This is a genomic window from Mesorhizobium sp. M0590 (assembly GCF_040320905.1).
Classification (GTDB): domain Bacteria; phylum Pseudomonadota; class Alphaproteobacteria; order Rhizobiales; family Rhizobiaceae; genus Mesorhizobium.
Genome location: NZ_JAMYQN010000020.1, coordinates 92,163 through 105,068 on the forward strand (window position 1 = coordinate 92,163; position 12,906 = coordinate 105,068).

Genomic DNA, 12,906 nt, shown 5'->3' on the forward strand with positions numbered 1-12,906 from the left:
TGCCCACTTTTCGATAATCAACATCGGCTGCTTCAGCGCAATAATGGACCTTCAAAGCGTCTTAGCTCAAAGTCGTGTGATGAGCACTTTTTTGACCGTCGTGGCGGTTCATCGTCAGCGATGCGAGCGACGAAAGGTGCCCCTCCTAATCCATGTCTACTGCGCGAACTCATCCCTCTCCAGCAATCGGATCGCGTGCTGTTGTCGATCGCTGACAGGTTCATGCGAGCATAGGTGTTTACGCCGACTCGGAGCTAGTGACTATCGCCGGAAATAGTCCAGCACAGTGCGTCGTGCAACATCGACGGGATTCTTTGCCTTATATTGCGTCGGCGCGAACTCAAAGAGCGAGAGGTCGAACGTGAAGAGATCAATGCTTTGTTGGCGCTCTTCGACGGTAAGGAATTGGCCTTCCCTACCAGGAACCATCAAGGTTGAGAACATGTCTCGGAGCAACCCGATTAGCGGCAAAGTGTCTTGCGACGGGTCGTCGTAGGCTTCAAAGGATCTTGGCGCTCCCTCAACCAATCGTAGTGCCAACATTCCAGGAGGTAGCGTCGCAGTCCCACTCTGTCCGGAACGCCTTGCTTCCTTGTCAAATGCGTGTACCGGGATGTTATTTAACAGGCCTCCATCGAGCCAAAGACCACGCAGAGGACCGAGCACTGGGTCGCTCCACGGAGCGTCTATAAATATAGGCTTAAACACTACAGGAAAACATGCGGACATACCCACAGCCTCTACCACCGGAAAATCCGGTGTCCCCGAAGCGGAGAAAACCATGCTCTTCTTTTGAGATATGTTAGTGGCGCAAACGGCAAGACTTACGCCGGTGAGATCCTTTAGCATAGAAAAAGTCATTGTTGAGGCATCTTTAAGCCTGGGATTCCGCTGCCATGCAGGTATTCGTGCCACAAAACTACGAAACTGCCTTCGTAGATAATGCCGAACGGCTAGTCCAGCGAAAATACCACGGTCATATATCAATGAATACATATACTCCGGAAATCGCGCAGAGAATTTCTTCAGAAATGGAATAGACTGCATTTCCTTCACAACGTCGAGTTGTCCGATGGTATTCATCGCAAGGATCAGCGCGGCGCCAGAAACTCGAACGTCAAGCGATCTAAGCCAAGAATAACTCAGCATCTTCCGGAAGTCGTCGCTACCACTTTCTATCCGTCGTTTGTTTTCAAGGATGAGCTTCGCTACATCGCGTAGTTGACCCTTGCTGCCGGGCATTTCCACTTCTGCGCTGTAGTTATTAGGTAGGAGACCACGCCCCTTGCCTAGCACTGGAGGATCATAGAAGGAATCAAAGTCGATATTGTTGTCAAAAACAGCCTTAAGGTCCTTCGAACCGCAACCGAGAGCCAAGAACATCGCAGTTATCGCACCCGCTGATGTGCCACTAATACCTTTCAGCTGACTGCCCGTGCGGCCGAACGGCAAGACGGCAAGGTCTTCCAAGGCCTGAATGGCACCCAAATATGCAAATCCCAGCCCCCCGCCCCCTTGAAAGCTGAGGAAGTTTACATCGGTGGGCTTCTTGAGCTTAGCCACTTACACAGGGCCCGGCCATTGCTTAAGTCGCCGCCATTCGTTTGCCAGGGTCAAAGCGCGGCACGTGCAGGGTCCCGCTATGCCATCTAGCTTCAGAGGAGCTCCCAGCGCATCTGCAATGCCAAGCTGATTCATCCTCCGCTGGAACGCTTTCACGACACGTGTGCCGGGGCCGCTTTCTAAGTATTTGGCGGGATCTGCGTCAGCCGGAACTCCATAGCCAAGCGCTTTTAGCTCGGCCATTATGGAGACATGATCTGGCCATTGAGCAGCATTGTAGGGAATGCCGTTGCAAGTCTCGACTGATGGAACATACGGTGTGGTGGATGGAACTACTATCTCCCAGCTGGGCAGCTTGACCTTCGGATCGTCGAGGCAAACCAGCGGAGTCGGGAGCGCGATTCGCCACGGATCGCCGTCTGGGACGCCGTCCTGTAGATCAGGGCTGCTGGTTGCCTCAATGCTTTTGATCTCGTCAACTATGGCTACATAGTCCGCGTCTCCCGGCACTGGACAGTCATCGCCCTCCCAGATATCACCGTGCTCAAGATAATATTTGATATTGTTCTCAAAATAACGTCGAACAGGAACGACAACGCGCGCGTAACCCGCAGAAAGAAACCTTGAAAAAATCGGATCCGCATCTGACACCGAGAGCCGGTCCTCCCAGGTGTCGTGCCGCCCCCAAAAGTATGGGTAGAATGTATAAACCATGTTCGGCCACTCGAAGCCCTGCTCAAAGAACTGTACAGTCGGGCCTTCGGCGAGTGCCTTCGCAGGGTCGAGAACCGGCTCACCGTCTTTACTGACATTTTCTGCGCCCATAGAGTTGAAGTGCTGATTCGTCAGTATCTCTAAAACCCCCCTCTTTAACTCCTGCTGTTCAGTGTTGCGGTACTCGATATCGGATCTTAGGGTTATGTTTCTTGAGTTAGACCGCGATGCCGCCAGCTTCTTATCATAATCATCCTTGGCGAGATTGTAAGCTTCCAATATTGCGCGATAGGTATCAAGTCTCCACTTTCCGAATGCTTCCTGAGTCCTCCTCGTGACCAACGTAATGCCAACCATCCATGCGCTTATAGCTCTAAACGGCTGCACATGAAACATCACCTTTCCACGTAAAGGATGGACCATGTACGTTGAGCCGTGTATCGGATCTTTTGCTATCGTAGTCATATACCAATAATTTCCGCCAAGTATAACTGCTAGCTGCGCCTGCGGATCAGTCCATATCATGTACATTGCTGGTGAAGCGTATATCGCTTCGTAACTAGTATCTATGTCAATACTCGGATCAGCGTCGTCTTTTTTCATGTGATCGACCATCGCATACCCCGTCATAAACGCTGGTGGAGGGGCAGTTACTTGGGCGTTATACCGTGCGGAAAGGCTAAGATAGTTCGACTCGGTGATCTGATCTGCGGTGAAATTCGGTTGCTCTGGTGCAATTAGATGCGCGTCACCGCTCCGCGGGCTCTTCCCCTGATAGAAAAGATAGCTGGCGGCGGGCTCCGGCACCAGAAACTCAAGCATGAGACGTGCGCCATAGTTAAACACCTGAGCCCAATATTGCTTTTCCACATATCGATACACGCCAATAACGGAGTCGCTAGTCGCCGTGAACCTGTGAATATTGTCCTCGGTCACTTCCGTCGTCACGGTTATAGTTTGCTGCCGTTTTGTGCTCTTTTGCACCTTCTCCACCGCTCGCGCGATATTTTCCTTTACCGTGGATCTGGCGACTTTCTCAGCGTTCTCCGCCGATTGTGTACTAGTGGCGTTGGCGTGAGCAGCTACAGTAACGGCACCATAAGATGCAGTCACGTTCACTCCCATATCTGATGATCTATTCTCCTTCTGGACATTGTCTAATTCTTGTGTCAATTCGAAACGATCTGTTGTTTGAAGATCGCGCTCAATCGATGACGATTCTTCAATCTCAATTATAATCTGCTGCTCAGTTCTATCTAGTCGGTGATGTGTGCGGGATCGCTCTTCACCCTTAAGCACGTTCTCTATGTAGGCTACTTCACCCAGAATGTATTTTTGAAGCTGCTGTCTTACCACTTTAAGATCACATAACCCGGCAACCCTCACCTGGTTAGGATTCTTGAAGTCTGGTAAAGTGTAGGTAGCGTCGGTGCCGATTGTTAAAATAAGTCGTTCAACCGCTGACGGTAGGTTCCTCACATCGGTGGCGATCTCTGCTGCGGCAGTGCGAACGAACTCTGACGCACGCCATGCGACGGACAAGGTGGCGCCCTGTACGAGTTTGGCCTCAGTGTCAGCCAAGCGGCGGCTCAATAAGTGATTGAGATGGATAGGATCGACATCGACGATCTCTATTCCAAGTTTAGCACGCGCAAAATCAACGAGTTCAGGAGCGAGCTGCTTCAGTCTGGAATCTGAGAGTCTCAGCGGCTGCCTGCTTACTCCACCCGAGGCATTCTCGGCGGCATCAGCTTTGGCAGCCGTCCGGTCAGTACGAATTTCGGACCTAATCTCCGCGAAATCCATCGCATCCAACGCATCCTCAAAGAACTTATGCAGAGCAGCCGTGCATAGTATGCTGGCTGCTTCACTTCTCGCCTTGTCGTTTGCGGCATCTGAGATTTTCGAGGCTGACTCCTCTTGTTCGCGTCGTAGGTCGTGTCTTGCCGCTCTTATAAACTCTGTAAGTGCCTGCGGCATCAAAACCTCAGGTCGAACTGACAGGGCGCACGGCACCGCATCTTCGGCAAGTGAATCGGCGTAAGCCTTGGCTTGCAGATAGGCGATTGCTTGGATGAATTTCCCCGCTGAGCCGTATTTACGTCTTGAAACAATTCTTGCCGTCAGCTGATCCCAAAGCCATAGTATAAATAGCTTCAACTTATCTTCGCTATCGAATATGCTAGGGCTCTCCCTGAGTATAGATATGTATGAATTCGTGAGTTCCGATCCTGGAAGCCCTTGAGTTGCCTGAATGACAGAGTCGAATGCCTTGGGGAATTCCGCATCCGATCCCGCGACGGGATTTTCGTTCACGTATTTTGCACATACTTCTTCAAAATCGGACGAGGGCGAGTCTTTGGATATCAGAGAATAAAGTCTATCCCAAAGCTCAGTCCGCGCACTTGGCCGAGTGACGAAATTCCACCGTTCTGCTTCCACAGGCATGGCCTTCGGTGCACGAACCACTGCGTATTTTGTTAATACACTCTGAGGCACATCTGTGGGCATTAACTTCATCCTTCGTGAGACACGTCTTCTACATGCAACCGCTTTTCAAGCGTATCGCCTTTTGATGCGAGTCAAGTAAGCTCCGTTGATGTAACTCGCCACCCGTTTAACTTTCCTTTAAATGAAACTGCCTGAGTCAAGTGATTTCGCCAAGACACCGTATCGGCCTACATAGAATTTCTTTCGAAAATAATCTGGTGATGAGGCCAGATAAGCGACGACACCACTCCAATTTTGGTGACTGCTGAAGACATAATGACGCGTGCTTTGGTGAGTTACTATGCCAAAACCGGAATACCCATGTCAAATACGACCGTCTTGTATTTCGTATTTTCAACAAATTGCGTCTGTATTCCGCGCCTCACCAGCAACGAATGCCCAATCCTAAGTATCTTCCGGACACTCGCCAGCGCCGCCTCGTTCACTTCGATGTACGCGACGATGTACCACTCGCCGTTCTCTTCCCTGGCCATGCCCATCGGTTCGGCCCGCCATTTGAGCGCGCCATGGTGGGGCATGAAGTAGGTTTCCTGGATGCCGCCGACGGCGCTGAGGCCCTCGTCGAGAGCGTATTCCATCACCGCGCAGCACAGCTGCGTCAGCGTGCCCCTCAGTCCGGCAGTGCGTTTGTCGGGAACGACGAATGTGCGGGTCCATTCGGCCCAATCGGGACGTCTTGGGACGCCCGATTTTTCACACATGTGAGAAAAAACCTCCGAGACCATGTGCGGCTCGCTCGTTGGGATCAATCGAGCCGAAGTCACTACGCGATCGTCTTCAATGCCCAGCAGGTATGTCGCCGCGTCGGTATCGAATTGATCCAGTTCGCGACCATCCGGGCTCGGAGGGCGCCAATGTTTCTGGTGCACGAAGAAGTCGTGCCGCCGGCGCAGAAACTCGTCGAATTCGTTTTCGTAGAGATGCTTGTTATGGGCATTGACTACGTGGGCCGTTATCATGGCGCGATCCCCCGATCGTTCTCGCCGGGATACTCGCAGTCGCGCTAATATACGTCACCTGTCCGATGGGACAGTTGACGCGATTAGGGATGGATCAGACGCCGGCGCACTGCCTCGACGACCGCTTGCGTGGTCGTGGCGACGCCAAAAGCCTCGCGGGCCCGCGTCGAGTGCCATTTGACCGTGCGCTCGGTAAGGCCAAGGATCTGCGAGGTTTCCGACGAGGTCTTGCCGGCCGCGGCCCACAAGAGCACTTCTTTTTCGCGGTCGGTCAGCACGCCTTCATGGTCGTCATCGTCATTGGCCAAGGCCTGGATCGACATGCCCGCATAGACCGCCATGGTCACCAGTTGCACCTGATGGCGCGGCGACAGGGTGCAGGACTTCGCGGACGACGCAAACGAAAGCACGGATTGCCAGTGATGAACGCTGAGCATCGGCACAGCGAAGCCGCTACAGATGCCGAACTCCGTCGCCTCGCCGGCGACGCGTCGTGAGCCCTCCGTATCTGACCACTTTGCCGGGACTTCCGACCAAAGGAACGGCTTCAGGGTCTTTGCCGAGTAAATGCAAACGCCGTCGACGGCGGCATGCTCGGCCTCGACATAGCGTTCGAACCAGCCGGCCGGCCAGCCATTCAGCTCAACCATGGGTGCAAGCTTCTGGCCACCGAGCGGCACCCCGCTCAGGATAAGGTGCTCGAAGCCGAGATTTCGCACGGTCTCGAGAAGGTCGCCCAGCAGCGGCCCGGTAGCTGTATGTTTCCTGCAGCGTTCGACAAAGTCGAACACATCTGAATCGATCATGACAGAGACCCCCCGTCTCCACGCCGAAAACAAAGCTTACCTTAAATTAGCGACTTCGAATATCCCAATAAGCGCGCCGGCCACGCAGGACGCGTGGACCAAAATCAGCTAAATCAGCCAGACTTTAATCCGCGAAGCAGGACCCCAAGCATGACGCCAGCATTGCCGAAACGAAACGAGCCGTTCCGGGCCGGCGAAACCGCGCTGCTGCTGGTCGACATGCAACGGGTCTGGCTGGAGCCGGGTGCTGATCCGGCGCATCCGGAGCGTGGTTCCGACCACTATTTCTACCGGCAGACGGCGTCGCAAACGATCCCCAACCAGGAGCGCCTGCTGGCGGCGGCGCGGGCCAACGGCGTCGAGGTGATCCATACCATCATCCAGAGCCTGACCGAGGACGGCCGCGACCGCTCGCTCGACCACAAGCTGACGCCGATTCATATCGCGCCGAGCCGGCCGGAGGGGCTGCCGGTGCCGTCGCTGGCGCCGGTCGGCGACGAGATCATGCTGCCGAAGACATCGTCGGGTGTCTTCAACTCGACCAACATCGATTATGTCCTGAAAAACCTCGGCGTGCGTTACCTGGTCGTCGCCGGCATCATGACCGACCAGTGCGTCGACATGGCGGTGCGCGATGCCGCCGATCGCGGCTATCTCGTCACCTGCGTATCCGATGCTTGCGCCGCCGCCTCACAGGAGCGTCATGACGGCGCGCTAAAAGCCTTCGGTGGCTATTGCTGGGTCACTGATACCGCCACCGTTACGGGCCGTTTCGAAGCCTTGGGAAAAGCTGCATGACCGTCGAACCGCTCGTTGCCGTCGTCACCACCGACCTGTCGGCGATCACGCGCGGCCGCTCGGTCGTCGAAAGCAGGCTGCAGAAGATCGCGGCGACGGGCGTCGGCTGGCTGCAGGCCAACCTGTCGCTGACGCCGTTCAACTCGATCGTCGATCCCAATCCCTGGGGCTCGTCGGGCGATGTGCGGCTCATTCCCGATCTCAACGGGCGGTTTCGAACGGCGCTGACCGGATCGGCGACGCCTTTCGACATGGTCGCCGGCAACATCGTCGAACTCGACGGCAGCCCGTGGGTTGGCTGCACGCGGACCATGCTGAGCGATGCGCTGGCGGAGTTGAAGGCGGCAACCGGGCTTTCCGTCATCGCCGCCTTCGAGCATGAATTCCATATCGAGGCCGAGTTCGCACCGGCTCATTCGATGTCGTTGGCAGCACTGCGCCGCGCCGACCCGTTCGCCGCCAATCTGATGGCGGCGCTGGCGGAAGCCGGCGTCGCGCCCGAAGTGGTGATCGCCGAATTCGGCACCGACCAGTTCGAGGTGACATGCGAGCCGGCCGATGCGCTCGCCGCGGCCGATCGCGCCGTCGCCATCCGCGAGATCACGCGCGAAGTCGCGCGATGTGCCGGCTGGCGGGCGAGCTTCGCGCCCAAAACCGCGCCCGATGCCGTCGGCAACGGCGTCCACATCCATTTCAGTTTCGTCGAGGAGGCCGGCAAACCGGCGACCTACGACCCGGCCCAGCCTGGCGGCCTTTCCAGCCAGGCCGCTTCCTTCTGTGCCGGCGTGCTGCGCCACCTGCCCGCGATCACCGCCATGACGGCGGCGAGTGTGTCGTCCTACTACCGGCTGAAGCCGCATAGCTGGAGCTCGTCCTACACCTGGCTTGCCGATCGCGACCGCGAGGCGAGCCTGCGCATCTGCCCGACGGTGACGATCGGCGGGCGCGATCCGGCGCGGCAGTACAACATCGAATACCGGGCAGCCGACGCCACGGGCAATCCATATCTATCGCTGGCGGCGATCGTGCGCGCCGGGCTGGAGGGGCTGAAGGCCAAGCTGCCGGCGCCGCCGCTTGTCTCGGGCGACCCGACGCAGATGAGCGGTTCCGAGCGCAAGAAGCTTGGCCTCGTGCGGCTGCCGGAAACGCTGCCTGCGGCACTCGACGCGCTCGTTGCCGACAAGACCGTCACCGGATGGTTCGCGCCGGTGTTCGTCGAGACCTTTGTCGGCCTCAAGCGGCATGAGACCGAGCGCCTCGCTGGTCTCGACCCAGTGGCGGTCTGCGATCTCTACCGGACGCTGTATTGATGGCTGAGCCGCTTGCTAACGCCATCCTACCGGAAGGTTGGCTTCCAGCGGTCGAAGCAATCAACGAAACGGGGCGTTCCGATATCGTTCTGATATGCGAGCATGCGTCAAATCACATCCCGGCCGAGTATGCGCGGCTCGATCTCGACAGCAGCCATTTGCAGCGCCATATCGCCTGGGATATCGGCGCCGCCGAAGTGACCCGCGCTCTGTCGAAGCTGCTCGATGCTCCGGCTTTCCTCAGCTCCTATTCGCGGCTTTTGATCGATCTCAACCGGCCGCTTGGTTCCAGCGGCAGCATTCCGGTGCTATCGGAGGACACCGGCATCCCCGGCAATGTCGGCCTCGATCCGGAGGAACGAAGCCGGCGCGCCGAAGTCATGTTCGCGCCGTTCCATGACCGCGTGGCCGCCCATCTCGATGGCCGGGCGAAGCAGGGCAGAGCGACGCGGATCGCGACGATCCACTCCTTCACGCCGGTCTTCCTCGGCATTGCGCGGCCCTGGCACGCCGGCGTGCTTTACGATCGGGCAGTCGATTTCGGCCAGGCAGTGCTTGCCGGCCTGCGCGCCGACAGTGCACTCAACGCCGCGGCAAACGAGCCCTACGTGATCAGCCGCGACGGCGACTACGCCATACCGGTCCATGGCGACGATCGCGGCATTCCCGCGGTCCTTATCGAGATCAGGCAGGACCTGCTGGCGAGCCGCTCCGGCATCGAGCAATGGGCGAAGCGGCTGGCGGCGGCGTTGCCGGCGCAGCTGACTAAGGAGTCGTGAAAGAGCTCGGCCGAGTGAGCGCAAAGCGAGAGCCTACGGTCGGCCTGGCCACCGTCCTCAGGAGAAGATTTGCGACAGTTCTTCGACGCTGGTGCCTTCCTTGACCTGACGCAGCTCGACATAGCTGACCGCGGTGGCAATCGACGTCACCATTGACGATATCGTCGACACCAAAGTCGCCACTACAGCTCGCACTATGCCGCCCAACGGTTCGACAGCACTTTCAAGTGCCAACTGAATGGCCACCGAGGCCACGATCAGAACGAAGAACAGGCCGAACAGTGCCCAGCGGCTGCCTTTGGTAAGTTCACCGCTGCGCGCCATGGAGCCAGACACGCCGACCCGTTCCTGTACCAGAACCGGCACCGCTACCAGCCACCGGAGCCACAATATGATTCCGGGAATGACGAGCAGGATCAAGCCCAATCCTGCGCCCAGGACGACCAGCAGCCCGACGCCGAGCGTTGGCAGAAAACAGCCGATCGCTATCTTGATGCAGTCGGCAATGGATGGCTGCTTGCCGTTCAGATCCTCGATAGTCGCCCGGACCAGCGCAGACTGAAGCAACAGATCCAGGACAAAGGACATCAACACGACGCCGAACGTAATCAGGGAATCACGAGACATCATGCGGAGGCCGCCGAGGGCGGCATCAGGATCCCCTCGGGCGACGCCGGCCTGCGGCACCTGCATCCAAAGCTCATGAACAAGGGTCGAGAAACCCGAAAACAGCAATGCAAGTCCGAGGCAAAGCATGGGGTTGCGGCCGATGACCGCAAAACTGGCGCCGAAAACCCTGCCGATGCGAAATTTGTTGGGCTGGTCCAGCGTTATTGACGCCACGATATACCTCTACCTGTTTTGACCGGTCCGTCATTGCGACCCGGTGTTGGCCGACATTGACCCGCCGGCGGCAGCATGGCGAACGGCTGTCGCGGCTCGCCGGGCCCGCCTGATGTTCAGGCCGGTCCCGACGTGGTGCAGCCGCGCGACTTTGCTACGAGAAGATTTGCGACAGTTCTTCGACGCTGGTGCCTTCCTTGACCTGACGCAGCTCGACATAGCTGACCGCCGTGGCGACCGACAGCACCATCGACAGTACGGTCGACACCAAGGCTGCCGCCACATCGGCAATGATCCCGCCAAACATGACGATGACTGCCAGCATCACCCACTGGATGACCATCGCGATGACCATCAGGATCAAGAAGAGGCCAAATAGCGGCCAGCGGTTGCCCTTGGTCAGGACACGGCTACGCGACATCGAACCGAACACGCCAAGCCGCTCCTGGATCAGAACCGGCACCGCCACGCACCATCCGAGCCATAAGATGATGCCGGGAACCAGCAAAGCTATCGACGCCAGGCCCGCACCCAGGCCGACGAGCAGGCCAATACCGAGGGTCGGCAGCAAATTGCGGATGGCTATCTGAATGCAGTCGCCAAAGGTCGGCCGCTTGCCGTTCAAGTCCTCGATCGTCGCCCGCACCAGCGCCGACTGGAGCAGCAGCGCGAAAACGAAGGATAGCAATCCCGCAATAATCGTAAACCATGAATTCCGAAACATCATCGAGGGATCGGCCGCGGCGCCGGGGTCGCCCTGCAGAACCGCATCTATTTGCGGTTGGCTCCACAGCCGAAGAATAATCGCCGGCAAGCCTGAAAACAGCAGCGCGAGCCCAAGGCACAAGCCGATGTTGCGGCCGATCACGGCGAAGCTGTTGTTGAACACCCTGCCGATCTCGAATTTCTCAGGCCGTTCCAGTGTCGTTGAAGCCATGATTTCCCCCCGTGTTTCGCCGTAACAGTATCACGGCGCCCTAATAGTAATTCTGCCAAGATTAACGGTGGGCGTCCAGCCCACTTGCAATTGTTCCGCTGCATTGTCAGTGTCGGCAGGGAACCACAGGTTGCAGGGGAGCGGGTGGCGTTGGCACAGCCAGGCACAGCGGAAGCCGAACGGCTGACCAATCTGCACAAGCAGCTGATCGCCGATGAGTCGATCCAGTTCGACCTGCCGGCCTATGTGCCACCAAAGCCGCCCGAGTGGCTGAAACCGCTGCAGGATTTTTTGTCGTGGCTCGGTCCCTACATGATCTATCTGTTCTGGGGGGCGGTGATATCGGGCGTCGCAATCATCCTGCTTTTGGTCTTCCTTGAGGTGAAAGGCATCGCCTGGCGGCTGCCGTGGCAGCGCGCTCGACCCGAAGTCGAAGACGAAGAAGCCTGGCGCCCCGACGCCGGCGCCGCGCAGATCCTGTTGTCGCAAGCGGATGCGCTGGCCGCACGCGGCGACTATGACGAGGCGGTTCACCTTTTGCTTCGGCGCAGCGTCGCCGATATTGCCGGCCGGCTGCCGGACTTCCTGCGCCCGTCGCTCACCGCGCGCGACATCGCCAATGCCTCTCCCCTGCCGGGAAGGGCGCGCCATGCGTTTACCGAGATCGCCCGCATTGTCGAGGCGGCGCTGTTCGCGCGCCGGCCGGTCGGCGCGGAAGGCTGGCGGCAGGCGCGCGGCGCCTATGAACGTTTCGCCTTCCGGGATGCCTGGACGTGAGTGCACCGGCGGTCGAGGCACAGGAGCCGTTCAATCGAAAGACACTGTTTTGGGGGATTTTCGCCAGCCTCCTTGCGGCAGCCGGTTTCTTCCTGCTGTCCACCTATGCTCCCGATTTCCGGCAACCCGGCAATGGCGGCGCCACGCCGCTGTCGAAAAGCGGTGTGGGCTACGCCGGCCTGGCGGAATGGCTGCGGCTCACCGGCGAAGCGCCCTTGATGGCGCGGACCGAAGACGATCTTGCCAGAGATATACTGCTGATCGTCACCATCTCGCCCGACAGCGATCCGGAGGCGCTCGACCACATCCTCAATCTTCGCCAGGACCAGAACACGCTCTTCGTGCTGCCCAAATGGCAGATCCTGCCGCTGCAGGGGCATGAAAGCTGGAACATGAAATTCGGGCGATTGCCCGGTTCGGTGGTGAACGAATGGCTTGGCCGCATCGCCGATGCGACGATCGGTGCCGGCCAGAGCACGGCAAAGCAACTCGACATCGAAGGCAACATGGTTGCCGCACCCGAAGAATTGCAGTGGGTGGCCGACAAGTACCCTCTCATCGCAGCCGGCAATGACAAGGCTGTGCTTACCGAACTGGACGACAAGCCGTTCTATATCCTGACTGACCCCGACCTGATCAACAACGCCGCCCTCAAGGATCCCGAAAAGGCAGCAGCCGCGCTCGGGCTGATTGCCTTGCTCCAGCCCGACGACGGCCCGGTGATGTTCGATCTGACGCTGCACGGCGCGGGGCGGAAGTATGATCTGGCCAAGCTTCTGGTCGAGCCGCCGTTCCTGGCGCTGACACTGACGATCCTGATCGCTGCGGCGCTGGCGTTCCTGCATGGCCTTGGCCGGTTCGGCCCGCCGCGTATCGACCAGCGCGCGATCGCCTTCGGCAAGCGTGCGC

Annotated in this window: 11 protein-coding genes; 5 read left to right on the plus strand and 6 right to left on the minus strand. The window is 58.1% G+C overall.

Features of this window, described 5'->3' with window-relative positions:
- Nucleotides 1–261: 261 nt before the first annotated feature.
- The 4 genes from NKI52_RS26670 to NKI52_RS26685 form a co-directional block, all read right to left on the minus strand.
- On the minus strand, nucleotides 262–1,563 hold the full coding sequence (locus NKI52_RS26670; RefSeq protein WP_352474979.1) for a patatin-like phospholipase family protein: 1,302 nt from the start codon (nucleotides 1,561–1,563) through the stop codon (nucleotides 262–264).
- Nucleotides 1,564–4,788 (minus strand): hypothetical protein, encoded by a 3,225-nt coding sequence (locus NKI52_RS26675; RefSeq protein WP_352474980.1) that lies wholly within the window; start codon nucleotides 4,786–4,788, stop codon nucleotides 1,564–1,566.
- Nucleotides 4,789–5,066: 278 nt separating this feature from the next.
- Nucleotides 5,067–5,747, minus strand: coding sequence for an acyl-homoserine-lactone synthase (locus NKI52_RS26680; RefSeq protein ID WP_352700285.1), 681 nt, complete (start codon nucleotides 5,745–5,747; stop codon nucleotides 5,067–5,069).
- A gap of 83 nt (nucleotides 5,748–5,830) precedes the next feature.
- Entirely contained in the window at nucleotides 5,831–6,553 is a 723-nt protein-coding gene (locus NKI52_RS26685; protein ID WP_352590463.1) for a LuxR family transcriptional regulator, read from the minus strand.
- A 150-nt stretch (nucleotides 6,554–6,703) separates the two neighbouring features.
- On the opposite strand from NKI52_RS26685, the gene NKI52_RS26690 reads away from it, so the two are divergent.
- From NKI52_RS26690 to NKI52_RS26700, 3 genes are read left to right on the plus strand one after another with little or no spacing between them, the layout of a single operon-like run.
- Nucleotides 6,704–7,351 (plus strand): cysteine hydrolase family protein, encoded by a 648-nt coding sequence (locus NKI52_RS26690; protein WP_352700286.1) that lies wholly within the window; start codon nucleotides 6,704–6,706, stop codon nucleotides 7,349–7,351.
- Nucleotides 7,348–8,661: a type I glutamate--ammonia ligase gene (locus NKI52_RS26695; RefSeq protein WP_352700287.1), complete on the plus strand. Its 1,314-nt coding sequence runs from the start codon at nucleotides 7,348–7,350 to the stop codon at nucleotides 8,659–8,661. Before NKI52_RS26690 ends, NKI52_RS26695 begins: the two co-directional genes overlap by 4 nt.
- Nucleotides 8,661–9,440, plus strand: coding sequence for an N-formylglutamate amidohydrolase (locus tag NKI52_RS26700; protein WP_352700288.1), 780 nt, complete (start codon nucleotides 8,661–8,663; stop codon nucleotides 9,438–9,440). Before NKI52_RS26695 ends, NKI52_RS26700 begins: the two co-directional genes overlap by 1 nt.
- 57 nt (nucleotides 9,441–9,497) lie before the next feature.
- Here the strand turns inward: NKI52_RS26700 and NKI52_RS26705 are convergent, their stop codons facing one another.
- Nucleotides 9,498–10,283, minus strand: coding sequence for a hypothetical protein (locus NKI52_RS26705; protein WP_352700289.1), 786 nt, complete (start codon nucleotides 10,281–10,283; stop codon nucleotides 9,498–9,500).
- 154 nt (nucleotides 10,284–10,437) lie between these two features.
- A complete protein-coding gene (locus NKI52_RS26710) occupies nucleotides 10,438–11,220 on the minus strand; it encodes a hypothetical protein (protein WP_352516778.1) in 783 nt (260 codons plus the stop codon).
- Nucleotides 11,221–11,364: 144 nt separating this feature from the next.
- On the opposite strand from NKI52_RS26710, the gene NKI52_RS26715 reads away from it, so the two are divergent.
- Both NKI52_RS26715 and NKI52_RS26720 read left to right on the plus strand, forming a co-directional pair.
- A complete protein-coding gene (locus NKI52_RS26715; protein ID WP_352700290.1) occupies nucleotides 11,365–11,997 on the plus strand; it encodes a DUF4129 domain-containing protein in 633 nt (210 codons plus the stop codon).
- A partial coding sequence (locus NKI52_RS26720) for a DUF4350 domain-containing protein (RefSeq protein ID WP_352700291.1) occupies nucleotides 11,994–12,906 on the plus strand: 913 nt, incomplete at its 3' end. The genes NKI52_RS26715 and NKI52_RS26720, both read left to right, overlap by 4 nt.

Excerpts from the sequence above, each read along its gene's own strand:
- NKI52_RS26710 (WP_352516778.1), bottom strand. The coding sequence starts at position 11,220 with ATGGCTTCAACGACACTGGAACGGCCTGAGAAATTCGAGATCGGCAGG.
- NKI52_RS26675 (WP_352474980.1), bottom strand. The coding sequence starts at position 4,788 with ATGCCCACAGATGTGCCTCAGAGTGTATTAACAAAATACGCAGTGGTT.
- NKI52_RS26695 (WP_352700287.1), top strand. The coding sequence starts at position 7,348 with ATGACCGTCGAACCGCTCGTTGCCGTCGTCACCACCGACCTGTCGGCG.
- NKI52_RS26690 (WP_352700286.1), top strand. The coding sequence starts at position 6,704 with ATGACGCCAGCATTGCCGAAACGAAACGAGCCGTTCCGGGCCGGCGAA.
- NKI52_RS26680 (WP_352700285.1), bottom strand. The coding sequence starts at position 5,747 with ATGATAACGGCCCACGTAGTCAATGCCCATAACAAGCATCTCTACGAA.
- NKI52_RS26685 (WP_352590463.1), bottom strand. The coding sequence starts at position 6,553 with ATGATCGATTCAGATGTGTTCGACTTTGTCGAACGCTGCAGGAAACAT.
- NKI52_RS26700 (WP_352700288.1), top strand. The coding sequence starts at position 8,661 with ATGGCTGAGCCGCTTGCTAACGCCATCCTACCGGAAGGTTGGCTTCCA.